Here is a 24,740-nt window from a genome sequence, read left to right as displayed (position 1 = left end):
GTCGCGATACATCGGGTTTTCCCGATGTTCTGGCAGGCTTCCAGCCTCAAGTTTTATCTGGACCGCCGTTGGGGCCGATTCCCCTCGCAGCCCAAGAATTCGCAAGAAACCAGTTCCCCCAGAGCCACAAAGAAAGGTAGGAAACCGTGAACCCGGTAATCAAGAAGTTTCAGTTCGGTCAATCGACCGTAACCCTCGAGACAGGCCGCATCGCCCGTCAGGCCTCCGGCGCAGTATTGGTCACCGTTGACGATGACGTCAGCGTGTTGGTGACTGTGGTCGGCGCCAAGCAGGCCGACGCCGGCAAGGGCTTCTTCCCCCTGTCCGTGCACTACCAGGAAAAAACCTATGCTGCCGGCAAGATCCCCGGCGGTTTCTTCAAGCGCGAAGGTCGTCCTTCCGAGAAGGAAACCCTGACGTCGCGACTGATCGACCGTCCGATCCGTCCGCTGTTTCCAGAAGGTTTCATGAACGAAGTGCAGGTTGTCTGCACCGTTGTTTCCACCAGCAAGAAAACCGATCCGGACATCGCTGCGATGATCGGTACCTCGGCAGCCCTGGCCATCTCCGGCATTCCGTTCGACGGTCCGGTCGGCGCAGCGCGCGTTGCTTTCCACGAAAGCACCGGCTACCTGCTGAACCCGACTTACGAGCAACTGCAGGCTTCGAGCCTGGACATGGTCGTAGCCGGTACTTCCGAAGCCGTTCTGATGGTTGAATCGGAAGCCAAGGAACTGACCGAAGACCAGATGCTGGGCGCCGTGCTGTTCGCACACGACGAGTTCCAGGTCGTGATCAACGCCGTCAAGGAACTGGCCGCTGAAGCCGCCAAGCCAACCTGGGACTGGCAGCCAAAGCCGGAAGCCACCAGCTTGCTGGGCGCGATCCGTGCCGAATTCGGCGAAGCGATCTCCCAGGCTTACACCATCACCGTCAAGGCTGATCGGTACGCGCGCCTGGGCGAGCTGAAAGACCAGGTCGTTGCCAAGCTGGCCGTCGAAGATGGCAGCCCGTCTGCCAGCGAAGTGAAAGCGGCGTTCGGCGAAATCGAATACCGCACCGTTCGCGAGAACATCGTCAACGGCAAGCCGCGTATCGACGGCCGTGACACCCGCACCGTACGTCCGCTGAACATCGAAGTCGGCGTTCTGCCCAAGACTCACGGTTCGGCACTGTTCACCCGTGGCGAAACCCAGGCCCTGGTCGTGGCGACCCTGGGTACTGCCCGCGACGCACAGCTGCTGGACACCCTCGAAGGCGAGAAGAAAGACCCCTTCATGCTGCACTACAACTTCCCTCCGTTCTCGGTGGGCGAGTGTGGTCGCATGGGTGGTGCAGGCCGTCGCGAAATCGGTCACGGCCGTCTGGCGCGTCGCAGCGTTCAGGCCATGCTGCCTGAAACCGACGTGTTCCCGTACACCATCCGCGTCGTATCGGAAATCACCGAGTCCAACGGTTCCAGCTCCATGGCTTCGGTCTGCGGTGCTTCCCTGGCGCTGATGGATGCCGGCGTGCCGATGAAGGCGCCGGTTGCCGGTATCGCCATGGGTCTGGTCAAGGAAGGCGAGAAGTTCGCAGTCCTGACCGACATCCTGGGTGACGAAGACCACCTGGGCGACATGGACTTCAAAGTAGCGGGTACTGCCAAAGGCGTCACCGCGCTGCAGATGGACATCAAGATCAAGGGCATCACCGAGGAAATCATGGAGATCGCCCTGGGCCAGGCCCTGGAAGCTCGCCTGAACATCCTGGGTCAGATGAACCAGATCATCGGTCAGTCGCGTACCGAACTGTCGGCCAACGCTCCGACCATGATTGCGATGAAGATCGACACCGACAAGATCCGTGACGTGATCGGCAAGGGCGGCGCGACCATCCGTGCCATCTGCGAAGAGACCAAGGCTTCGATCGATATCGAAGACGACGGCTCGATCAAGATCTTCGGCGAGTCCAAGGAAGCGGCTGAAGCAGCACGTCAGCGCGTTCTGGGTATCACCGCAGAAGCCGAGATCGGCAAGATCTACGTCGGCAAGGTCGAGCGCATCGTTGACTTCGGTGCATTCGTCAACATCCTGCCTGGCAAGGACGGTCTGGTTCACATCTCGATGCTGAGCGATGCTCGCGTAGAGAAAGTGACCGATATCCTGAAAGAAGGCGAGGAAGTTGAAGTCCTGGTACTGGACGTCGACAACCGCGGTCGCATCAAGCTGTCGATCAAAGACGTGGCAGCAGCCAAAGCGTCGGGCGTTTAATCGATCAGATTGACCGCTGCAGAAAAAAGGACCCCTCGGGGTCCTTTTTTTGTTCTCAATGAAAGACTTGCCTGTCGATGCCTGGGTGCTTTCGCCAAACATGCATCTTGCAACCACAACGCAGGGTCGAACGGGCAATCTGCACGATCCGGTTATAAGCAGAAATTCTTAACCTGTTGATTAATAAGGATTTATTTCTTGAAGAGAGTTGGCACACCGCTTGCGATATACCTGTTAACCCTGCAGCCACGAAGTTGGCGCAGTTTCTGAGAAAAACAGGAGTTATCGTATGAAGAAGTTCGTTATCGCTGCTGCCGCTGCCACCACTATGACTCTGGCCATGGCTAACGCTGCCTTTGCTCAGACTAACAACACCCAGGCACCTATGGTGCTCGCAGCCGGTGAAGTCACCAAGGCAAAAGAAGAGACCTCTGACACCTGGATCACCACCAAGGTCAAAGCTGATCTGCTGACTGAAAAAGGCATCCCAGGTTCGGACATCAAGGTTGAGACCAATAAAGGCGTGGTTTCCCTGTCCTCGACAGTTGCTGTGACCGAGTCCCAGAAAGACGTGGCCGTCGCGATCACCAAGAAAATCAAAGGCGTCAAAGCTGTATCGGCAGACGGCCTGAAAGCCGAGTAATCGCTGACTCAGCATTGGACACCCAAGTCATTTGACTCACGGAAAGTTCATGCGAAGGGCTACAGGGACGTAGCCATTACAGGCCTCGGTTAACGCCGAGGCCTGTTTTTTTGCGTGCGGTTTTTATCGTCCGCGCTTGCTGGTGATATCGGTGAGCCGACCGCCGACGAAGCGCAGGTATCGGTACATGCCGTTGTCCGGACCGTAGACCCATTCCTCGATCTGAACCTGCTCGGACCTGCGATAGGCATTGTCGAAGGTTTCCTGGCTGCCGATCACCGACTGGCTGACCGGCGTGCCGCATTTCTGCTCGACCTCGAACGGCCGGTCTCCAGTGCTGATCAGCTGGCTGCCGCAGCGCAACGTCGCCGCCTCAGTGCCCAACGCCACAACCGCGCAGGCGCAGGCCAAACCCATACGCAAAATCGTCTTGCGGGCGTCTCGATTCAAGTCTGTCACTCGCTGTCCAGGTGCAGGGGGCTGATAACGCGTCCATCCGGTTGGGCTTCGCCGAGGCGTGCATCGACAAAGTAAACCCGCTCGTCCTCCAGTTTGCCCTTTTCCACCAGATAGTCCTTGATGTTGCCGGCTCTTTCCTGGCCCAGCTCGCGCAGCAGGGCTTCGTTGCCGCTCCAGAACTTGAGGACCGCTGTACGCATCTGGTTGGCGCGTTCTTCCTTGCCGAGATCCTGCCACTGGGCCGGCGGCTGTTGCTTCAGACGCGCCCGGTAGATGCCCTCAAGCATCGGCGCTTTTTCATCTTCCGGCACTTCCAGCAGAGCGGCCCGGGCCGGGACTTTGTCGCCGCGGCGCTGGAGAATCTTGTAGTAGGTGTATTGATATTCGCGTTCCAGGCGTTGCTGGGCGATTAACGGCCCGTCGCTGCCGGCTGCGCTGGTGCCTTCGATCTCCAGGCGCAAGGTGGGACGCTCCCTGAGGGCGGCTGAGAGCTTGTCCAGCGCCTTTTGCGTGTCGGGGCCAAGTTCGCTGGAGCCTGCAGCAAAACTCACCGTGCCGAGGTCCTCGGAGCCGCCGCCGGCCACCAGCCCGCCGAGTAGCTTGAACGGCGCTGCTGCTGCGCGGACCACAAGGTTGCGCAGAGTCTGCCAGACGATCGGCATGACGCTGAACTGAGGATTGTTCAGATCGCCTTCCACGGGCAGCTCGATGGAGATTCGGCCTTGTGAATCCTTGAGCAAGGCCACCGCCAGGCGGATCGGCAAGTCCACCGCGTCCGGGCTGTCCACTTTCTCGCCCAGTTGCAGTTGCTCCACCAGCACCTTGTTCTGAGCCTTGAGCTTGCCTTCGGTGATCAGGTAATGAAGGTCGAGGTTCAAGCGCCCCTTGCGGATGCGGAATCCGGCGAACTTGCCGGAATAGGGCGTCAGGGTGGTGAGTTCCACACGCTTGAAGCTGGTGGCGATGTCCAGGCTTGCCATCGGGTCGAACGGGTTGACGCTGCCCTTGATGGTGACAGGTGCGTAACGGTCCACCTTGCCCTCGATATCCACCGGCGCAGGCGTAGGCTTGCTGTTGTCGATGGTGCCGATGCGGCCGTTGAGTTGCTGAACGGCAGTGGCGAAGTTTGGCGTAAGGGTGAAGTCGGCAAAATTGGCCGAGCCGTTCTTGATGTTCACGCCACCGACGCGGATCGCCAGGGGCTTGTCCTGGCTGGCCGGTTGCCGCGCTTTCTGTGAGGCCGGTTGATCGGCAGGTTGCGGAACCAGCAGGTCGTCGATGTTGGTGGTGCGGTCATCATTGATCATGAAGCGCGCGTAAGGCTGCTCGAGATTGACCTGGGCAATTGCCAGGCTTTGGCCATGGCGATAATCGATGCCGTCGACATCCAGCTGCTGCCATCTGAGGAAGTCTCGCTGCTTGAGCGTATCGAGCGTATGCAATTGATTGACCCGGGCCTTGCCCGTCACGTTGAACGCGAGCGGCTCGGTGCCTTGCAGATTGACCGCCAGATCGCCGTCCAGCATGCCGCTGCGCAGCTCCAGACGAATGAACGGCGTGATGTAGGCTTGGGCCAGGCGCAGGTCGATGTCCTTGGTAGTGACTTTCAACTGCGCACTGACCGGTGCCAGGTTGACATTACCGGCAGCGGTGATGCGGCCCTGCTTGCCGATGCCGGTATCCAGTTTGAGGCTGAAAGGCCGGGAGTTGAGGCTGTCGAAGTCTTGCATGTCCAGATTCAACGGGCCGACGTCCAGCACTACCGGCTCGGCAGGCACCCGGTCTGTGAGGTGGATCTGATAATCGCGCAGTTGCACATCGCGCAGTGTCACTTGCCATGGCTTGCCGACAGGCGCAGGCGCTTTGGCTGCCTGATCGGCGCCAGCAGGCTCCACGGCCTTGTCATCCACCGCGGGTTTTTGTGTCGCTGCAGGCTTGGCGGGTTGGCCAGCGAACAGTTTCTGCCAGTCCAGTTGGCCGTCCGCTTCACGAGCCGCCCAGGTTTCGAGCTTCTGGCTGCGGACTTTGCCCACCGTCACCAGCTGCTTGGCCAGGTCGATGTTGGTATCGCTGACCTCCAGGCGTTGCAGGCGCACCAGCGGGCGGCCGTCAGGCGCATCGAGGGCGAACGGCGCCACACTGGCCGAGGCGCCAGTGAGCTGCAACTGGGTTTCCTTGGCCAGGTTGAGCTTGTACGCGGTGCTGAAATTCAGTACGCCGTCCTTGAGCGCCAAGGGCAAGGAGTCGCGGACATAGGGCCACCACAGTTTCATCTTGCCGTCGGTGATTTTCAGCGTGCCCTCGGAGGTGATCGGCACCAGGCTGATGCGCCCGACCCAGTCAATCCGCCCGCCGTCCGGGCCGGCCGCGACGAGCGTCATGTCAGCGTTGTCTTCCGGAAGGGTGCTGAGATTTTTCAGCTCGAAGTTGAGCGTGTCGTACAGGAAGTCGATAGGTGCACTGGGGCGCAGGTCCTGGAAATGCAGATAGCCGTCGGCCAGCTTGATCTGATCAATGCGCAGCGGGAAAGGCTCGCCGGCCGGCTCCTGGGTGGCCGGCTCACTGGCCGGCAATTTGAATAGTTGCGCCAGATTGAGTTTGCCATCCTTGCCGAACAGCACCTGCGTGCGTGGCTTGATCAGCTCGACGCTCTGCAAATGCAGGGCGCGGTTCCACAGGCTGTCGATCTGCAGATCGGCGTAGAGCTTCTCGAAACCGACCTGTTCCTGGCCCGGTGTCCCGATGTTCAGCCCCCAGAGTGTCACCTCCAGGGTGTAAGGATTGAGCTCGAGCCGTTCCAGTTTTGCCGGAACGGTGGCGTAGTCGGCCAGCTGCTGATTGGCGATGCGCAACGCGACGCCGGGCAGGATGAAAAATCCGAGCAAGCTGTACAGCACGAAAACGGCCAGCAAAGTGCCGATCGTGCGTTTCAATCCTTTGGACATGGGGGGCGTCGTCTCTCTCTTTTGGAGCTGCTTGGAGTATGGCATGCCCACTCGGTTCAAAAGGTAACGCCCATACGTCAGGTAGGAAAGTTCCTAAAATGAAGGATGCATCAGAACCTTAGAATCAGAGTTTTCAACGGCGGCTGGTTGTCCATGGATGGGAAGTCCGCTGCGGGCTGCATGACCTGGCAGTCCCGGACCGCACGCCCGGCCTTGCTGGCACAGCGCAGCACCTGCTCGCGCCAATCTTCCATGCTGACTCTTGCAAGATTGTTGCAGCAGATCAGTGTGCCGTCGTCGGCGGTGGCCAGCAGCGCAGGCTTGAGCAGGCTTTGGTAATCGCGCAGCAGATCGACGGTGCCGAACGCGCTCTTGGCCCACGCAGGAGGATCGAGCAATACCAGATCGTATTGGCGCGGGTCCAGCCTGGCGTAGCCGGGAAGTTTTTGCCCGCGCCGGGCAGAAACCGGCAGGCCTGCCAGTTGCCGGATGGCCGGGAAGTAGTCCGACTGGATGAATTCCATGGCAGGCAAGTCCGGGTTCAGCGCGCCGTTCTCGCGGCCGACGGCCAGGTTACCTTCGGCGAAATCCAGGTTGCACACCTCCCGCGCACCACCGGCTGCAGCGCTCAGGCCCACGCCGCAGGTGTAGGCGAACAGATTCAGCACGCTTTTGCCGGCACTGTGGGATTTCACCCAGCCGCGGGTATTGCGCAGGTCGAGAAACAGCAGCGGGTCTTGCCCTGCATGCCGGCCACGCACGCGGTAGTTGAGCCCCCATTCGTGACCGATCAGGTCTTGCAGTGCCGCGTCTTCGGCCTGGTAGATCGGGTCGGTGCGATCGACACGTGAGTTACCCTGGGAGCGATCGTTGTAGACCAGCAGGGTGTCAATACCCAGTCGCTCGTTGACCTGAGCATGCAGGCTCAGCAAGGCATCGCGCTCCAGGGCCGTGTGGAAACTCTGCACCAGCAGTTGCGGGCCGTAGCGGTCGATCGTCAGGCCGCTGGCGCCTTCCTGGCTGCCATGGAACAGGCGATAACAGTCCGTGCCTTGCCCGTGCAGCTCGGCGAGCAGCGACTGACGATTATCGAGGGCGACGCTGAGCGCCTGATTCAAGGAAGACATGCAGAGCGCCTTGGCAGGGAATTGAGGCGCGAGAGTTTAACAGCTATGGGGCGTTGACCGTGTAGCAGCCAGCTTGCTGGCGAATCGGCCGTGACATCAGCAGCCGCATCATCGCAAGCGTCAGTTTTCGCCAGCGAGCTGGCTCCTACACCATTGAGGTCCGCCGCTGCCTTGTAGCAGCCAGCTTGCTGGCGAATCGGCCGTGACATCAGCAACCTCATCGCCGCGAGCGTCAGTTTCGCCAGCGAGCTGGCTACGCAGGTGTCCGAGCGACGAGGTCAGCGCGCCAGGGCCAGGGCTACGCCTTGTCCGCCGCCGATGCACAGCGTCGCCAGACCTTTACGGGCGTCGCGCTTGATCATTTCGTGCAGCAGCGTCACCAGCACCCGGCAGCCTGACGCGCCGATCGGGTGGCCAAGCGCAATGGCGCCGCCGTTGACGTTGAGTTTCGCCGGGTCCAGCCCCAGCTCGTGAGCCACCGACAAGGACTGGGCCGCAAAAGCCTCGTTGGCCTCGATCAGGTCCAGGTCCTCCAGCGTCCAGCCGGCCTTTTCCAGGCAGCGGCGGGTGGCGCTGACCGGGCCGATGCCCATGATTGCCGGGTCCACGCCGGCGTTGGCATAACCGGCGATGCGCGCCAGTACCGGCAAGCCCAGTTGTTCAGCCTTGGATGCAGTCATCAGCATCACTGCCGCCGCACCGTCGTTGAGCGAGGATGCATTGCCCGCCGTGACACTGCCGTCTTTCTTGAAAGCCGGTTTCAGCTTGGCAAGGGATTCCGCCGTGGTGCCGGCTCGCGGCTGTTCATCGGTGGCAAACGACAGCGGCTCGCCCTTGCGCTGCGGAATCAGAATCGGCGTGATTTCGTCGACAAATCGCCCGCTCTCGATAGCCGCCGCCGCTTTCTGTTGCGAGAGGGCAGCGAAAGCATCCTGCGCTTCGCGGCTGATTTCGTACTTCTGCGCCAGGTTTTCGGCAGTGATACCCATGTGGTAGTCGTTGAACGCGTCCCACAAACCATCGCTGATCATGGTGTCGACCATGGTCGCGTGGCCCATGCGCAGACCGGTGCGCGCGCCTGGCATGACGTAGTTGGCCAGGCTCATGTTTTCCTGACCGCCGGCAATGATGATCTCGGCGTCGCCGCAACGAATGGCCTGGGTCGCCAGATGCAGCGCCTTGAGGCCAGAACCGCAGACCTTGTTCAGGGTCATGGCTGGCACCGCGAACGGCAGCCCTGCCTTGATGGCCGCTTGCCGGGCCGGGTTCTGACCGGCGCCGGCGGTCAGCACCTGGCCCATGATCACTTCATCAATGCTGGCGCCCTCCACGCCGGTCTGGCTCAGGAGCTGGCGAATCACCGCAGCGCCGAGTTCGACGGCGGGAACATTCGCCAATGCGCCCTGGAAACTGCCCACGGCGGTGCGGGTAGCGGCAACGATAACGACGTCTTGCATGGTGCTGATCCTCATTGTTTTTGGAGACCGGGCGCTCGACCGCTGCCCGTGGTGATCAAGTCGCTGATGGTGTCATACATGGGGGCTCGGGTTCCAACTGCGAACCCGTTGGTCATTTTTCTGCCCGGTTCACACACCCATTCGTCGTCTGGCCCGGTGCGACGAGCCGTCGCGCACGGCCCAGCGCAGTACCGGCGCGCTGCTGTTGACCCCCAGGCGGATCAAACGCCGGCGCAGCGGACCTTGATGCTCGCCGAGCATGTCGCTGGCCCAATCCGGCAACAGCTCGATGCCTGCCTGCATCATCAGCGCGGCGAACGGCTTGCTCAGCCGGTTCGGCGCCGGCGCATTGAGCAACAGGCGCAGCACTTCACGACTGCGCTCATCGCACACCAACTGTCCACGAATCTGCTCCAGGTATTCGGCAATCGCCTGGCGGGAACGCGGCACATCACGGGCGCCCAGTTGCTCGGCGATCAGCGCAGTTTCCGCGTAATAGGTGTCCTGGTCGGCGCAGGACATGGCCGGGTCGACGTAGCGTAGATGGGCGGTCAGAAAATTGCTGACTTCCGCCACATGCACCCAGGTCAGCAGCTCGGGATCGCTGGCCGCATAGGCGCGCCCGTCGGGGGCCGTTCCGGTGACCTGCAGGTGAATGGTGCGTACCTTGTCGATCAACCACTTGGCGTCACGCGTCGATCCGAAGGTTGTGCCCGACAGAAATTGCCCGGTGCGCCTGAGGCGCCCGAGCATGTCCTGGCGAAAACTGGAATGATCCCAGACCCCGGCCAGGGCCAGTGGATGCAGCGCCTGGAGCATCAGCGCCGCAATGCCGCCGATCAGCATGCTGGTGAAGTCAGCATGAACTCGCCAACAGATAGAGTCAGGCCCGAACAGGCCGGGATCGCCCTTGGGGTTTTCCAGGTCCAGTTGGCCCAAAGACAATCCGGTCAGGTTGATGACCTGGCGTTCGATATGACTGCGAATGAATTCCATGGGCTCTCGAAACAGGGAAACAGCGGGCACGGCGCAGACCATGCCTCGCCTGCCTCAACGATTCAAGCGTTTGTCGATCAGATCCTCCACCACACTCGGATCGGCCAGGGTCGAGGTGTCGCCCAGGCTGTCCAGTTCATTGCAGGCAATCTTGCGCAGGATGCGACGCATGATCTTGCCCGAGCGGGTCTTGGGCAACGCCGGCGCCCACTGGATCTTCTCGGGCCTGGCGAAGCTGCCGATCTCCTTGCTGACGTGGTCCAGCAGCTCTTTCTTCAAGTCGTCGCTGGGGTCGACACCGTTGATCGGCGTGACGAAGGCATAGATGCCCATGCCTTTCACGTCGTGGGGATAGCCGACCACTGCCGCCTCGGCAATGTTGTCATGCAGCACCAGCGCGCTTTCCACCTCGGCCGTGCCGATGCGATGGCCGGAAACATTAAGCACGTCGTCGACCCGGCCGGTGATCCAGTAATCGCCGTCTTCGTCACGACGAGCACCGTCGCCGGTGAAGTAGTAACCCGGGTAGGGCTTGAAGTAGGTATCGATCATGCGTTGCGGGTCGCCGTATACGCTGCGGATCTGCCCAGGCCAACTGGCCTTGATTGCCAGCAGGCCGCTGCCCGGCCCCTCGATTTCCTTGCCGTGCTCGTCAAGCAGCACCGGTTGCACACCGACCAGAGGCCCGGTCGCGCAGCCGGGTTTGATCCGCTCGGCGCTGATCAGCGGGGTCAACATGATGCCGCCGGTTTCGGTCTGCCACCAGGTGTCCACAATCGGGCAGCGCTCTTTGCCGACCTTATGGAAATACCATTCCCAGGCTTCGGGATTGATCGGCTCGCCGACACTGCCCAACAGGCGCAGGCTTTCCCGCGAAGTGCCTTGCAATGGCTGCGCGCCCTCTCGCATCAGCGCACGCAGGGCGGTGGGCGCGGTATAGAAGATATTGACCTGATGTTTGTCGATCACCTGCCAGAAGCGCGACGCGTCGGGGTAGTTGGGCACGCCTTCGAAAATCAATGTGGTGGCGCCGTTGGCCAGAGGGCCATAGACGATATAACTGTGGCCGGTCACCCAGCCGACATCGGCGGTACACCAGAACACCTCACCCTCGCGGTAATCGAATACGTACTTGTGGGTCATGGCCGCCTGCAACAGATACCCGCCGGTGGTATGCAGCACGCCCTTGGGTTTGCCGGTGCTGCCGGAGGTGTAGAGAATGAACAGCGGATCTTCCGCGTCCATCGGTTCGGCCGGGCAGTCGCCGCTGATGCCGTGCAGCGCTTCGTGATACCAGAGGTCGCGATCCTGCACCCACTCGATGTCGCCCTCGGTGCGTTGCACCACCAGAACCGTGCTGACGTCCGGACAGCTCTGCAAAGCCTTGTCGACGTTGCTCTTGAGTGGAATGTACTTGCCGCCGCGCACGCCTTCATCGGCGGTGATGACCGTGCGGCAGTCGGCGTCCAGAATCCGGTCGCGCAGGGCATCGGGGGAGAAGCCGCCGAACACCACCGAGTGCACGGCGCCGATGCGGGTGCAAGCCAGCATGGCGTAGGCCGCCTCCGGGATCATCGGCATGTAGATACACACCCGATCGCCTTTCTTCACGCCCCGGCTCTTGAGTACGTTGGCCAGTCGGCAGACATGATGGTGCAGCTTGCGGTAGGTGATTTCGGCGGATTCGGCAGGATTGTCACCTTCCCAGATGATTGAGATCTGGTCGCCGCGCTCGTTCAGGTGCCGATCGATGCAGTTGACGCTGACATTGAGCTTGCCGCCCTTGAACCAGCTGGCCTGACCCGTTTTCAGATCTGCATGCTGCACTTCGCTCCAGGGCGAGGACCAGTCGAGGAATGCAGCGGCCTGTTCGGCCCAGAACGCGTCGGGCTGCTCCACCGACTGGCGATACAGGCGCTGATAGTCGCTGTGACTGAGCTGTGCGGACTGTCGAACCGCGTCAGCTTTGGGGAATGCGCTGATGTCGAACATGACAGCCTCCGTATTCTTGTTGGGATCTACAAGAATAGGAGCTATGCGCGGGGGAGGGGTTCAAGAGTGATGTGCAGATGGCAGGCTGAAGCGCCATGTACTCTCAACCGGTTCAGGCGCTTCGCCAGCCAGCTGGCCCTACAGGCAGTAAGCATCGTAGGAGCGAGCTGGCTCGCGAACGGGCCGGCAGCCACGCCTGACAGGCGCGGCCGGTTCAGACTCAACCGCGATGACGACCGCGGAAGTAGTTGATCAGGCCCTGAGTGGACGCGTCGTCGGCCGGCTCGTCGGTGCCGCCGGTAAGGCGCTGGTACACCGCCTTGCCCATTTCCTTGCCCAGTTCCACGCCCCACTGGTCAAAGGCGTTGATGCCCCAGACCACGCTCTGCACGAACACCTTGTGCTCATACATCGCCACCAGCGCGCCAAGGCGACGCGGGCTGATGCGTTCGACCACCAGCGTGTTGCTCGGACGGTTACCCGGAATGACCTTGTGCGCCGCGAGGCTCTGCACCTGATCTTCCGGCATGCCTTTCTCGCGCAGCTCGGCTTCGGCTTCAGAGCGGTTCTTGCCCATCATCAGCGCCTGGCTTTGCGACAGGCAGTTGGCGTACAGCCACTGATGGTGATCGGCGACCGGGTTGAAACTCACGATCGGCACGATGAAGTCGGCGGGGATGAACTGGGTGCCTTGATGCAGCAACTGGTGGTACGCGTGCTGCCCGTTGGCGCCCACGCCGCCCCAGATCACAGGGCCCGTATCGGTAGAGACCGGCGTGCCGTCCTGACGCACGGTCTTGCCGTTGGATTCCATGTCCAGCTGCTGCAAATGCTTGGTGATGTTACGCAGGTAATGGTCGTAAGGCAGGATCGCATGGCTGTGCGCGCCCCAGAAATTGCCGTACCAGACGCCGAGCAGACCCAGCAGCACCGGCATGTTCTGCTCGAACGGCGCGCTCTGGAAATGCTGGTCCATGCTGTAGGCGCCCGACAGCAGTTCCTTGAAGTTGGACATGCCGATGGCCAGCGCGATGGGCAGCCCGATGGCCGACCACAGCGAGTAACGGCCGCCGACCCAGTCCCACATCGGGAAAATGTTTTCTTCACGAATACCGAACGCCACGGCCGCCGCATTGTTGCTGGACACCGCGATGAAGTGGCGATGCAGTTCGGCTTCCGAACCGCCCTGGGCCAGATACCAGGCGCGAGCGGCCTGAGCGTTCTTCAGGGTTTCCAGGGTATTGAACGACTTCGACGAAACGATGAACAACGTGGTCTCGGCACGAATCTTCATCGACAGTTCGTGGAATTCGCTGCCGTCGATGTTCGCCAGGTAGTGGCAACGTACGCCTTTGTGGGCATAGGCCAGCAAGGCTTCGGAAACCAGTTCAGGGCCGAGGAACGAGCCACCGATGCCGATGTTCACCACATCGGTGATCGGCTTTTCGGTGTAGCCGCGCCACAGACCGTCGTGAATGCGGCCGACCAGCTCGGTCATCTGGTTGAGCACGCGGTGCACGTCGGGCATCACATCGACGCCGTTGACCTTGAGCTTGTCGCCCACCGGACGTCGCAGCGCGGTGTGCAGGGCAGGGCGGCCTTCCGAGGAATTGACCAGCTCGCCATCGTACTGGGCCTTGATCGCCTCCTTGAGACCCACTTCGTTGGCCAGTTGCACCAGCAGATCCCGCGTCTGGCCGGTAATCAGGTTCTTGGAGTAATCGAGAAACAGCCCGGCGCTGCTGAGGGTGAACTGGCTGAAGCGCTGCGGATCTGTGGCAAACGCCTCGCGCATGCTGAAATCCTGCATGGCTTGGCGGTGTTGACTCAACGCCTGCCAGGCGGGCAGAGCGGTCACATCGGAAGGATTGCGGTAGTACGCCATCGCTGCGGGTTTCCTTTGGCTAAACGGTCTTGAACATTTGAAGCGAGAGCACAGACTCGGTCCCTGGCAATGTCACGGAGACTACCTTCCGCCTGCCCGTTTGTCTGCGCCTTGCTGTACTTGGGCCCGGTACTATTTCACACATCAGTGGCCGGGCTGTGCATCTGGAATGACATTGGAGGCTCAAGCCACCTGTACCGATATGGCATTGCAGGGTTGGCTTAGTTCATTGCCCGGCATCGCACGGGCAATGAACAGTGAGCATAGGCACGAATGACGATCCGGTCTGCAGCGCCGTGTCATTGCTCGTGCAGGTGCAGGTTGTCGATCAGTCGGGTCGTGCCGAGAAAGGCGGCGCCCAGGATCACGATGTCGCGGTCCTGCGCGGTAGCCGGGCGCAGGCTGCCGGCATTACGGATCTCCAGGTAGTCAACCCGGAACCCGGCGCTTTCCAACTGACGCTTGCCGTCATCCAGCAGACGCTCGAAATCCTGCTCACCTCCACGGATGGACGTGCCGATCTGGCTTATGATGCGATACAGCGCCGGTGCCGCGGCCCGTTGTTCTTCGCTCAGATAGCCGTTGCGCGAAGACAGCGCCAGGCCATCCGCGGCGCGAACGGTAGGCTCGCCAATGATCTTGATCGGCATGTTGAGGTCGCGGACCATCGCGCGGATCACCGCCAGTTGCTGGAAGTCTTTCTCGCCGAACACCGCCAGGTCAGGCTGGACCATGTTGAACAGCTTGCTGACCACCGTCGCCACGCCGTCGAAATGACCGGGACGGCTCGCACCGCACAGCCCTTCGGACAGATGCGGGACGCTGACCAGTGTCTGGTCGGCCATGCCGTGAGGGTACATTTCCTCGACCGTTGGCGTGAACAGCAAATGGCAGCCGGCCTGCAGCAGTTTTTCCTGGTCGGCGGCCAGCGTGCGCGGATAAGTCGCCAGGTCTTCGCTGGGGCCGAACTGCAGCGGGTTGACGAAGATGGTCGCCACGACGAAATCCGCCCGCTGCACGGCTTTGGACACCAGCGCCACATGCCCGCTGTGCAGGTTGCCCATGGTGGGCGTCAGGCCGATCCGCTTGCCTTCGCTGCGCGCCCGCGCCACGGCCGCACGCAGCTCAAGTACGGTTTTTACTGTGTTCATGCCGAGAATCCGTGTTCAATTGCCGGGAAGCTGACGTCTTTGACTGCGGTGACGTAGGCCTGGATGGCCGACGGAATATCCGGCTGGCCGACCATGAAGTTTTTGACGAACTTGGGCACGCGCCCGGTAATGGACAACCCCAGCATGTCATGCAGGACCAGCACCTGGCCGTCGGTCGAACTGCCGGCGCCGATGCCGATGACCGGAACCTTGACCGCCTGGGTAATCTCCGCCGCCAGCTCGCTGGGCACGCACTCCAGCAGGATCATGGCCGCGCCGGCCTGTTCCAGGGTGATGGCATCGGCGCGCATCTGCCGGGCCTGGGCTTCCAGGCGACCCTGAACCTTGTAACCGCCCAGCACGTTCACTGCCTGGGGTGTCAGGCCCATGTGCGCGCACACCGGGATGCCGCGCTCGGCAAGCAGGCGTATCGACTCGGCCAGCCACGCGGCACCTTCGACCTTGATCATGTGCGCACCGGCCTGCATCAGCGTGGCGCTGTTGACGAAGGTCTGTTCGAGGGTGGCGTTGGCCATGAACGGCAGGTCGGCGAGGATCAGTGCGCCCTGGTTGCCGCGTTTGACGCAGGCAACGTGGTAAGCCATGTCGGCGGTGGTGACGGGCAGGGTGCTGTCATGCCCCTGCAGGACCATGCCCAATGAATCACCGACCAGCAGCACTTCGACACCCGCCTGACTGGCGGTGTGGGCGAAGGTCGCGTCATAGCAGGTCAGCATGGTGATCTTTTCACCTTTCTGCTTGAGCGCCAGCAGCGACGTAACGGTTATATCCGGCATGTAAAGTCTCTCCATCAGGCGCTGTGAGCCCCAGGCTTGTCGTCGCTCGATCTGGACCGATCATCTGCGATACAGCCTCAGGCAACGCGTGAGATTCATCCTGGAAAAGCAGGCACACCATCGTAGCGCGGTGTTTCGCAAAGGCCTGTTTCGCACCCACTCACCAACGGCTTGGCGGCGGGAGGCCTATCTTCGTGAGGAGGGGGCATGAAGTCAATTGCGGGCGTTACCCGTTTGCCGGGGTGGTTACCGACAGGTGTAACGGGTGACACCGGGCATCAAGCCTGCGCGCTCAGGCGCTCCAGGCCCACGAACGGGCAATCGGCGAGCAATGCCGACAGATCGCGGCCGTCGGCCAGCCGCAGGCCGGGTGCAAGCTCGGCCAGCGGGTACAGGACGAACGCTCTGGCCTGCATGTGGTAATGCGGCACTTTGAGTCGGGGTTCATCGATGACGCGCTCGCCGAACAGCAGGATATCGAGATCCAGCGTGCGTGGCCCCCAGCGCTCGTGGCGCTCGCGGCCCTGATCCAGCTCGATGGCCTGCAGGGCGTCGAGCAGCGCCAGCGGCGTCAGGGCGGTGTCCAGCGCAGCCACGGCATTGGTAAAGCGCGGCTGGCCGGGCAGCAGAGAGTCGCTGACATAAAACGAAGAGACCCCCGCCAGCTCGCTGGCCGGCAGTCGGGCCAGCGCCTTGAGGGCATTGCGCAGCTGCTCGGCCGGGTCGGCGAGATTGCTGCCCAGGCCGATGTAGACGCGCTCGACCGGCGTGTTACTCACCGTCCTGAACCTGGGCACCGCTGCGCTTGCGCTTGGCACCGGTGCTGCGTCGACGCTTGCGGGGTGCAGAGCCGTCGGCCTCGGGTTTGCCGCTCAGGTCACGAATCATCTGCCGACGTTCGCTGTCATTGCATTCCTGATAGTCGGTCCACCACTCGCCCAGGCCGTCGGTTTGCTCACCGGCCTTCTCGCGCAGCAGCAGGAAGTCGTAACCGGCGCGGAAGCGCGGGTTGTCCAGCAACAGGTCGGCGCGCTTGCCCGAGCGACGCGGCAGGCGCTCCTGCATGTCCCAGATCTCGCGGATCGGCAGGGTGAAGCGCTTGGGGATCGCGATGCGCTGGCATTGCTCGATGATCAGCTCGTGGGCGGCTTCGTGCATGGCCGCGATCGGCGGCATGCCGCGCTCTTGCAGGCGCAGGACCTTGGCAGGCAGCGCCGGCCACAGCAGGGCGGCGAACAGGAACGCGGGCGTTACCGGTTTGCCCTGCTTGATACGCAGGTCGGTATTGATCAGCGCCTCGCTGATCAGGGTGTGGGTGTACGTCGGGTTGTATTCCAGCGCCTTGGCGGTGGCCGGGAACAGGGGGTCGAACAGCTCCAGGGCCACAAGCATTTCAAAGGTGGGCTCGGCGTGGCCGGACAGGAACAGCTTGAGCACTTCCTCGAACAGGCGCGCCGACGGAATGTCACGCAGCATCGGCGCCAGCGGCTGAATCGGCTGGGCGCTGTGTTTCTCGATACCGAAGTCCAGCTTGGCGGCGAAACGCACGGCACGCAGCATGCGCACCGGGTCTTCCTTGTAGCGCTGCTCGGGGTCGCCGATCAGGCGGATCAGGCGGTTGCGAATGTCGTGCACGCCGTTGGCGTAATCGAGAATGCGCTCGCTGACCGGATCGTAATACAGGGCGTTGATCGTGAAGTCGCGACGCTGGGCGTCTTCTTCCAGAGTGCCGTAAACGTTGTCGCGCAGGATACGACCGCTCTCGTTGCGCGAAGACTGGTTGCTGTCTTCTTCTTCGTCATCCTGGGGATGATTGGCGCGGAACGTCGCCACTTCGATGATTTCCCGACCGAAGTGGATGTGCACGAGCTTGAAACGCCGACCGATGATCCGGGCGTTACGGAATTCGGCACGAACCTGTTCCGGCGTGGCGCTGGTGGCGACGTCGAAATCCTTGGGTTCGATATTCAGCATCAGGTCGCGTACGCAGCCACCGACCAGATAAGCCTGGTAACCGGCGTTCTGCAGGCGTTCGACGATGTTGACCGCGTAGCGGCTGAATTGGCCACGCTGCAGCGAGTGCTGGCTGGCATTGAGCACTTCGGGCGTGGTGCGCGTGTGCTGCTGCGGTTTACGCAGTGGGGATCGGAATGACTGGAACAGCTTCTTCAGCATGGGATGCACTGTTTGAAGGAATTTTCGGCCAAAAATGGAGAATGACCGCAGGATGGGCGGGGATTCTAGCATTTAGTCGAGGGATGGTGTAGGACGCTGACGCGGGGAGGGAAAACAATGCGGGACAAGCTACTGGGGGAGCCGAAGCTCCCCCAAAGTGCGTGCTCTTTATTTTTATTGTCTGACCGGGCTTCTTGTTTTTGTTGAGTGCCCATTCACAAGGCCTGTGACCTGTGAAACCTCCCAATCGGGAGTCAAGAGCAAACGGATTGCTTTGGTCGCTGCGTTGCAATGATCGTTCGATCCAACCAGTTCAGGCGCTACCTAAGGGTAGTTTTTATTGTTCTCGGCCTGGTTGCGGGGCAAGCCCCAAATACAACTCCTCTCCAAAAGAATCAGTTAGCTGCGCCTCCGCCGTGTTGTTCTTGTTATGCGTGAGTCGATTCGTCTTATTTTTATTGTGGGTGTCGTACGGGTTTTTGTTTTTCTTGTACCTGAGATATAGCAGGACCTGTGCCAACTTTCGCAAACCCTTGGAAACCGCGGGTTCAGCGGATTTCATGGCTTTTTGATAGCGCAAAAAAAGCCGGGGAGACGTTACCGTATGCCCCGGCTTTTGTTACGTGAATCCTATGAGGTAACAGTTTTCGCATGGCCTGCGCACCGCGTGCCAGAGCCTTGCGCAGGGTTTCAGGTTTCGTTGGCAACGCCCTTGCGCCGGGGAATGCCCAGGCGCTGACGACGCTCCCACAGGCATTTGCGACTGACGCCCAGTTTGCGCGCCAGTTCGGTCTCGGTCATATGGTCCTGGTGTTCGAGTACGAAATGCTGGAAGTAGTCCTCCAGCGAAAGGTCCTCGGTCGGCTCGTTATTGCTGGTATTGACCGCCGCGTTGCTCAGCGGGGCCAGCCCCATGTACTCATCGTCGTTCAGGCCGTCCAGCTCGATATCGATGCCCAGCAGGTCGGCGGTGATTTCCGGGTTCTCACACAGAATGACCGCCCGTTCCACCGCGTTTTCCAGCTCGCGGACATTGCCCGGCCAGCTGTAATGACGAATCGCCTGCTCGGCGTCAGGGCCGAACTTCAGATCGCTGCGACCGGCCTTGGCACTCTGGCGTGTCAGAAAGGCACGGGCAATCTCGCTCACATCGCTGCCGCGTTCACGCAAGGCCGGGAGTTTCAGGGCGATGACATGCAGGCGGTAGTAAAGGTCTTCGCGGAATTCGCCGTTCTTGGCCAACGTCTTGAGGTCACGGTGGGTAGCGGCGATCAATCGCACGTCAACCTTCTGCGACTGCACCGAGCCGACGCGCCGAATCTCGCCTTCCTGCAGCACGCGCAGCAAACGGGCCTGGGCCTCCAGCGGCAGCTCGCCGATCTCGTCGAGAAACAGCGTGCCGCCATCCGCCGCTTCGACCAGCCCGGCACGGCCGGCGCTGGCGCCGGTGAACGCGCCTTTCTCGTGGCCGAACAGTTCGGACTCGATCAGCGATTCGGGGATGGCTGCGCAGTTCACCGAAATCATCGGTGCCTTGGCACGGCGCGACAGATTGTGCAGCGCGCGCGCTACCAGCTCCTTGCCGGTTCCGGACTCACCCTGGACCAGCACGTTGGAATCGGTGGGCGCCACTTTACGAATCTTGCTGTACAGATCGAGCATTGGCGGGCATGAGCCGATGATGCCGATCTCGCCGTTGGCGTTCGGCGCCGATCCCTTGTCGTTGCCGCCGGCCTTGGCCATGGCGGCGCGTTCGGCCTGCAGGCTTTGCACGGTCTGGCGGTCACGCAGGATGCGCGCCACGGCCTGGAGCATTTCATCGTGGTCGAAAGGCTTGGCGATGTAGTCCACCGCGCCCATCTTCATCGAGTCAACCGCCGAGCGCAGGCTGGCATAACTGGTCATGATCAGCACCGGCTTGCCTTCCCCGAGCTTGATCAGTTCGGTTCCGGGCGCGCCGGGCAGCCGCAGGTCGCTGACGATCATGTCGAACGACGGGATGCTGAAGCGTTCCTGTGCCTCCTGCACGGAGCCGGCTTCGCTGACTTCATACTGATTACGTTCAAGCAGGCGACGCAGGGCCGAGCGGATGATTGTTTCGTCTTCGACGATCAAAATGTGCGGCATTGATTCAGTTCTCTCGACGGTCTCAGTTCGCGGTGGACGTCGCTTCGACATGGCGCGGCAGGGTCACCCGAATGCGGGTACCACGTTGCTGCTCGGGATCGGCCGGGCTGTCGATGGTGATTTGTCCATAATGCTCTTCAACGATGGAATAGACCAGTGCGAGGCCTAGTCCGGTTCCTTCTCCGGGATCCTTGGTGGTGAAGAACGGCTCGAACAATCGATCCATGATTGCTTTGGGAATCCCACTGCCTTCGTCTTCGACGATCAGGTCGACAGTGTGCTCGGATGCTTCGCTCTTGACCCGCACGGCACTGCCCGCCGCCGAAGCGTCGCGGGCATTGGACAGCAGGTTGATCAGAACCTGCGCCAGGCGTTGCGGATCACCGTCGACCCAATGTTCCGGGTCGCACAGATTGTAGAACTGGACTTCGAAATTGCGTCGGTTCAGGGCCAGCAGGCCGATGGCATCCTGCGCGACGGCGGCCAGGCAGACGGCCTCATCGGTGTTCTGGTGAGCACCGGCGTGGGCGAAGCTCATCAGCGACTGGACGATGCGCGAGACGCGCTTGGTCTGCTCGAGGATCTGGCTGCTGATTTCCTTGAGTTCACCGTCTTGCTCGCGCTCTTCGCGCAGATTCTGCGCCAGGCAGGCGATTCCGGTGATCGGGTTGCCGATTTCGTGGGCGACACCGGCGGCCAGCCGGCCGATGCTCGCCAGGCGCTCGGAATGCACCAGTTTGTCTTCCAGCATCTGCGTGTCGGTCAGGTCCTCGACCAGCACCACCAGGCCGCTGTTACCGGGCGCCAGCGGCTCATCGATGGCCGCCTTGTGCAGGTTGAGCCAGCGGGTTTGTCCGTCCAGACCCAGGCGCTGCTTGTGCAAGTGCTCGTCGGGGACGTTGATGAAGCCCGACAGCAGGCCCTTCCACGGCTCGGGAATGGTTTCCAGGCGCGAGCCCACGACACGCTGGGCAGGAACGCCGGTGAGTTCTTCCATCGCCCGGTTCCACATCAGGATTTCCTGATCCTTGGCCAGCGAGCACACGCCCATCGGCAGTTCCTGAAGGGTCTGGCGGTGATAACGGCGCAAGGCATCGAGTTCGGCGGCAAGGCCGGTCAGGCGCGAGTGGTAATCCTCCAGTCGGCTCTCGATGAAGTGGATGTCTTCGGTGACGTATTTTTCGCCGCCGGACTTGTACGGCAGAAAGGTCTCCACCATGTCCTGGGCGACGCTTGGACCCATCAAGCCGGACAGGTTCGCTTCGATCCGGTCGCGCAGGCGGCGCAGTGCATAGGGACGGCGCTCGTCGAACGGCAGGTACAGATCGCGCAACGCCTGTTCCACTTCCTTCTGCGCGGCCTTGGCGCCCAGCGGCTTGGCCAGTTGCGTGGCGAATTCCTGCGGTGACACGGCATGCAGCTCCCGTCGCTGCGGGCGACGCACGTTGTCCACCGCGCAGGCTTCGGCCGCGCTGACTTCCTCGGCGCTGGCGTTGGTGAACAGCGACACCAGGGTGAACAGCAGCACGTTGGCGGCCAGCGATGCGATGGCCGCCATGTGCCAGCTGGTGTCGTCCAGCACATAGATGGTATTGAGCATCGGAATGTAGAAGCCTTGCAGGTTGCCGATCAGCGGCAACAGCATGCTGATGACCCACACCGCGATACCGGCCAGCAGCCCGGCGATGAATCCGCGACGGTTTGCAGTCGGCCAGTAAAGCACCGAAAGCACGCCGGGCAGGAACTGCAAGGTGGCGACGAAAGCGACGATGCCCAGGTTGGCCAGATCCTGCTGGGCGCCGAGCATCAGGTAGAAACCATAACCGGCGGCGATGATCGCCACGATCAGGCCGCGCCGGGTCCATTTCAGCCAGCGATAGATATTGCCTTCGGCCGGCGGCTGATAAAGCGGCAGCACCAGGTGATTGAGCGCCATGCCCGACAGTGCCAGCGTGGTCACGATGATCAATCCGCTGGCCGCCGAAAGCCCGCCCACATAGGCCAGCAGCGCCAATGACTTGCTGTTGGCAGCAATGCCGATGCCCAGCGTGAAATATTCAGGGCTGGTGGTGGCGCCCAGCTTGAGGCCGGCCCAGAGGATCAGCGGCACGGCCAGGCTGATCAGCAGCAGGAACAGCGGCAGACCCCAGCTGGCGCTGACCAGCGAGCGTGGGTTGAGGTTTTCCGTGAAGGTCATGTGATACATATGCGGCATCACGATGGCCGAGGCGAAGAACACCAGCAGCAGCGTGCGCCACGGCCCTTCCTGCAACGGCGTGTGCAGCGAGGCGAGGGCGGTCTGGTTTTGCAGCAGCCACAGTTCCAGGTGTTGCGGCCCGTCGAATACGCCATACAGCGCGTAAAGCCCGACGCCGCCCAAGGCAATCAGTTTGATCAGCGATTCGAAGGCAATGGCGAATACCAGCCCTTCGTGCTTTTCCCGCGTGGCAATGTGCCGCGAACCGAAGAAGATCGTGAACAATGTGATCAGCGCGCAGAAAGCAATCGCCACCCGATCCTGGACCGGCTCGCGGGTCAGGATGCCGATGGAATCGGCCACCGCCTGAATCTGTAATGCCAGCAGCGGCAGCACGCCGATCAGCATGAAGACGGTGGTCAGCGCGCCAGCCCAGGTGCTGCGGAAGCGGAAGGCGAACAGGTCGGCCAGCGATGAAAGCTGGTAGGTGCGGGTAATCTTCAGAATCGGGTAGAGCAGCACCGGCGCCAGCAGGAACGCCCCGGAAACCCCAAGGTAGCTGGACAGGAAGCCGTAGCCGTATTGATAGGCCAGGCCAACGGTTCCGTAGAACGCCCAGGCACTGGCGTATACCCCAAGCGACAAGGTGTAGGTCAATGGATGGCGAATGATCCAGCGCGGAATCAGGCCGCGCTCGCTGACCCACGCCACGGCGAACAGCACCAGCAGATAGGCGGCGCTGACCAGCAACATCTGCGTCAGGCTAAAGCTCATCGGCATCTCGCTGGCTCTGGAGGATGAACGTCACCACGATCAGGATCAGCCACAACATGTAAGGCCGATACCATGCGCCGGTTGCATCGATCCACCAGTCCATGATGGCCGGGGAGAACAGATAGATGCCTACCACCAGGAGTAAAACCAATCGGTATATGTACATCCGGTCTCCCTGCGCAGGTAGATGAGGAGCGGCATGGTAACGGATGCCGGGCAGGCTGCAAGTAGCCTTATGTATGACTTTTCGCCGACCGCTCTGGATCAGGCAATGCAGGCTTCCTCGATACTGGGTACGCGGGGGATGAGCGCAGGGTTCCAGTGCGCTATGCCCCATTTCAGGACTTCCGGCGCGCTGGCCCAGGCCAGTTCCTTTCCGGCCGGCTGACCGAGCGCCCGCAAGGCACGCAACAGAAGCGGCGTGGCCTGGTCGGCGGCCAAGGGCGGCGAACGATACGACTTGCCCAGCTTGTGGCCGTCCGGCTGGGTGATCAGCGGGACGTGCAGGTAACGCGGTTGGGCGATGCCGAGCAGTTCCTGAAGGTAGAGCTGGCGCGGCGTGGAGTCCAGCAGGTCGGCGCCGCGGACGATATCGGTCACCCCCTGCCAGGCATCGTCGATGACCACCGCCAGCTGGTAGGCATACAACCCGTCACGGCGGCGGATAACGAAATCGCCGCTTTCGCGCCCCAGATGCATTTCAAACGGACCTTGCACGCGGTCGACGAAACGGTAGCTGAGTTCAGGCACGCGGATGCGGATGGCTGCGTTGGCCCAGTCGTGTCCGGCGTTGCGGCAAAAGCCTGGATACACGCCTTGATAATCTTCAAGCTGCTTGCGCGAGCAGGTGCAGGCATAGGCCAGCCCGTGACTCAGCCAGCGCTGGAGAACCTCGGCGTAGGCGTCATGGCGTTCGCTCTGGCGGACCAGCGCGCCGTCCCATTCGAAACCGTAACGCTCCAGCGTGTCGAGAATCGCCGCCTGTGCGCCGGCGACTTCACGCGGTGGATCGAGGTCTTCCATACGCATCAGCCACTTTCCGCCGGCGGCACGGGCATCCAGGTAGGACGCCAGCGCGGCGACCAGGGAGCCGAAGTGCAGGTAGCCGCTGGGAGTTGGCGCAAAGCGCCCGATATAGGCAGGGTTTTTCATGGTCGGGATGTTACTGGCGCCAGGCTTCGCCGGGCAAGCGTCGAACCTGCGCCCAGGCTCCGAGCCGGGCACAAAAAAAGACGCCGAAGCGTCTTTTTATTCAAAGCGGGCCATTCAAGGCGGGTCAGGTAACCGGCGAGTTACTTGCCGACCTGCTTTTCCTTGATTTCCGCCAGTGTCTTGCAGTCGATGCACAGGTCGGCGGTCGGGCGGGCTTCGAGGCGGCGAATACCGATCTCGACACCGCAGGATTCGCACCAGCCATATTCTTCGTCGAGGATCAGTTGCAGCGTCTTGTCGATCTTCTTGATCAGCTTGCGTTCGCGGTCACGGGCACGCAGTTCGAGGCTGAATTCTTCTTCCTGACTGGCACGGTCTGCTGGGTCGGGAAAGTTTGCCGCTTCGTCCTTCATGTGGTCTACCGTGCGGTCGACCTCTTGCATCAAGTCCTGTTTCCACTTGTTCAGGATCTTGGTGAAGTGCGCGCGCATGGGCTCGCCCATATACTCTTCGCCCTTCGTTTCCACGTAGGGTTCAAAGCCGCTGATTAGATGATTCTGTTGCTTTTCTGGGGTGGGCATGTATGGGACCGCCTCTCACTCTTCTAATCT

At 61.5% G+C, this 24,740-nt stretch carries 18 protein-coding genes; 2 read left to right on the top strand and 16 right to left on the bottom strand.

The genetic code is table 11. The features are described 5' to 3' along the window. Positions 1-146: 146 nt before the first annotated feature. Positions 147-2,252: a polyribonucleotide nucleotidyltransferase gene (pnp, locus tag EGJ27_RS22665; RefSeq protein ID WP_125832996.1), complete on the top strand. Its 2,106-nt coding sequence runs from the start codon at positions 147-149 to the stop codon at positions 2,250-2,252. A 289-nt stretch (positions 2,253-2,541) separates the two neighbouring features. Further along, positions 2,542-2,895 carry a BON domain-containing protein gene (locus tag EGJ27_RS22660; protein ID WP_125832995.1) on the top strand — a complete coding sequence of 118 codons (354 nt, stop codon included), beginning with the start codon at positions 2,542-2,544 and terminating at the stop codon, positions 2,893-2,895. 123 nt (positions 2,896-3,018) lie between these two features. Here the strand turns inward: EGJ27_RS22660 and EGJ27_RS22655 are convergent, their stop codons facing one another. From EGJ27_RS22655 to dksA, 16 genes are all read right to left on the bottom strand, one after another. Further along, the gene (locus tag EGJ27_RS22655; RefSeq protein WP_125832994.1) at positions 3,019-3,312 is read right to left on the bottom strand and encodes a DUF2845 domain-containing protein; all 294 of its coding nucleotides are present in this window, start codon (positions 3,310-3,312) and stop codon (positions 3,019-3,021) included. 38 nt (positions 3,313-3,350) lie between these two features. Further along, a complete protein-coding gene (locus tag EGJ27_RS22650) occupies positions 3,351-6,299 on the bottom strand; it encodes a DUF748 domain-containing protein (protein ID WP_177523088.1) in 2,949 nt (982 codons plus the stop codon). A 110-nt stretch (positions 6,300-6,409) separates the two neighbouring features. Next, positions 6,410-7,426 carry a class I SAM-dependent rRNA methyltransferase gene (locus EGJ27_RS22645; protein ID WP_125832992.1) on the bottom strand — a complete coding sequence of 339 codons (1,017 nt, stop codon included), beginning with the start codon at positions 7,424-7,426 and terminating at the stop codon, positions 6,410-6,412. Positions 7,427-7,704: 278 nt separating this feature from the next. Further along, positions 7,705-8,883: an acetyl-CoA C-acetyltransferase gene (locus EGJ27_RS22640; RefSeq protein ID WP_125832991.1), complete on the bottom strand. Its 1,179-nt coding sequence runs from the start codon at positions 8,881-8,883 to the stop codon at positions 7,705-7,707. A gap of 129 nt (positions 8,884-9,012) precedes the next feature. Then, positions 9,013-9,879 carry an oxygenase MpaB family protein gene (locus EGJ27_RS22635; protein WP_125832990.1) on the bottom strand — a complete coding sequence of 289 codons (867 nt, stop codon included), beginning with the start codon at positions 9,877-9,879 and terminating at the stop codon, positions 9,013-9,015. Between the two features lie 54 nt (positions 9,880-9,933). After that, complete coding sequence (acs, locus tag EGJ27_RS22630) at positions 9,934-11,871, bottom strand: acetate--CoA ligase (protein WP_125832989.1); 1,938 nt, start codon at positions 11,869-11,871, stop codon at positions 9,934-9,936. Positions 11,872-12,091: 220 nt separating this feature from the next. Continuing rightward, complete coding sequence (gene pgi, locus EGJ27_RS22625) at positions 12,092-13,756, bottom strand: glucose-6-phosphate isomerase (protein WP_125832988.1); 1,665 nt, start codon at positions 13,754-13,756, stop codon at positions 12,092-12,094. A 299-nt stretch (positions 13,757-14,055) separates the two neighbouring features. Next, positions 14,056-14,907: a pantoate--beta-alanine ligase gene (gene panC, locus EGJ27_RS22620; RefSeq protein WP_125832987.1), complete on the bottom strand. Its 852-nt coding sequence runs from the start codon at positions 14,905-14,907 to the stop codon at positions 14,056-14,058. Next, complete coding sequence (panB, locus tag EGJ27_RS22615; RefSeq protein WP_125832986.1) at positions 14,904-15,704, bottom strand: 3-methyl-2-oxobutanoate hydroxymethyltransferase; 801 nt, start codon at positions 15,702-15,704, stop codon at positions 14,904-14,906. The genes panC and panB overlap by 4 nt, the downstream gene beginning before the upstream one ends. 278 nt (positions 15,705-15,982) lie before the next feature. Further along, a complete protein-coding gene (gene folK, locus EGJ27_RS22610; protein ID WP_125832985.1) occupies positions 15,983-16,483 on the bottom strand; it encodes a 2-amino-4-hydroxy-6-hydroxymethyldihydropteridine diphosphokinase in 501 nt (166 codons plus the stop codon). Beyond that, positions 16,476-17,879 (bottom strand): polynucleotide adenylyltransferase PcnB, encoded by a 1,404-nt coding sequence (locus EGJ27_RS22605; RefSeq protein ID WP_125832984.1) that lies wholly within the window; start codon positions 17,877-17,879, stop codon positions 16,476-16,478. The genes folK and EGJ27_RS22605 overlap by 8 nt, the downstream gene beginning before the upstream one ends. 690 nt (positions 17,880-18,569) lie before the next feature. Next, positions 18,570-20,006 carry a sigma-54 dependent transcriptional regulator gene (locus EGJ27_RS22600; protein ID WP_125832983.1) on the bottom strand — a complete coding sequence of 479 codons (1,437 nt, stop codon included), beginning with the start codon at positions 20,004-20,006 and terminating at the stop codon, positions 18,570-18,572. Positions 20,007-20,028: 22 nt separating this feature from the next. Continuing rightward, a complete protein-coding gene (locus EGJ27_RS22595; protein WP_125832982.1) occupies positions 20,029-22,983 on the bottom strand; it encodes a sensor histidine kinase in 2,955 nt (984 codons plus the stop codon). Then, positions 22,967-23,143, bottom strand: coding sequence for a hypothetical protein (locus EGJ27_RS22590; RefSeq protein ID WP_002552060.1), 177 nt, complete (start codon positions 23,141-23,143; stop codon positions 22,967-22,969). Before EGJ27_RS22590 ends, EGJ27_RS22595 begins: the two co-directional genes overlap by 17 nt. 98 nt (positions 23,144-23,241) lie before the next feature. Further along, a complete protein-coding gene (gluQRS, locus tag EGJ27_RS22585) occupies positions 23,242-24,129 on the bottom strand; it encodes a tRNA glutamyl-Q(34) synthetase GluQRS (protein WP_125832981.1) in 888 nt (295 codons plus the stop codon). A gap of 140 nt (positions 24,130-24,269) precedes the next feature. Further along, the gene (dksA, locus tag EGJ27_RS22580) at positions 24,270-24,710 is read right to left on the bottom strand and encodes an RNA polymerase-binding protein DksA (RefSeq protein WP_125832980.1); all 441 of its coding nucleotides are present in this window, start codon (positions 24,708-24,710) and stop codon (positions 24,270-24,272) included. Positions 24,711-24,740: the final 30 nt, after the last annotated feature.

The organism is Pseudomonas sp. v388 (assembly GCF_003935425.1).
Taxonomy (GTDB): Bacteria; Pseudomonadota; Gammaproteobacteria; order Pseudomonadales; family Pseudomonadaceae; genus Aquipseudomonas.
Note: the sequence above shows the minus strand (reverse complement) of the source record. Positions and strands in the feature narration are given on the sequence as shown.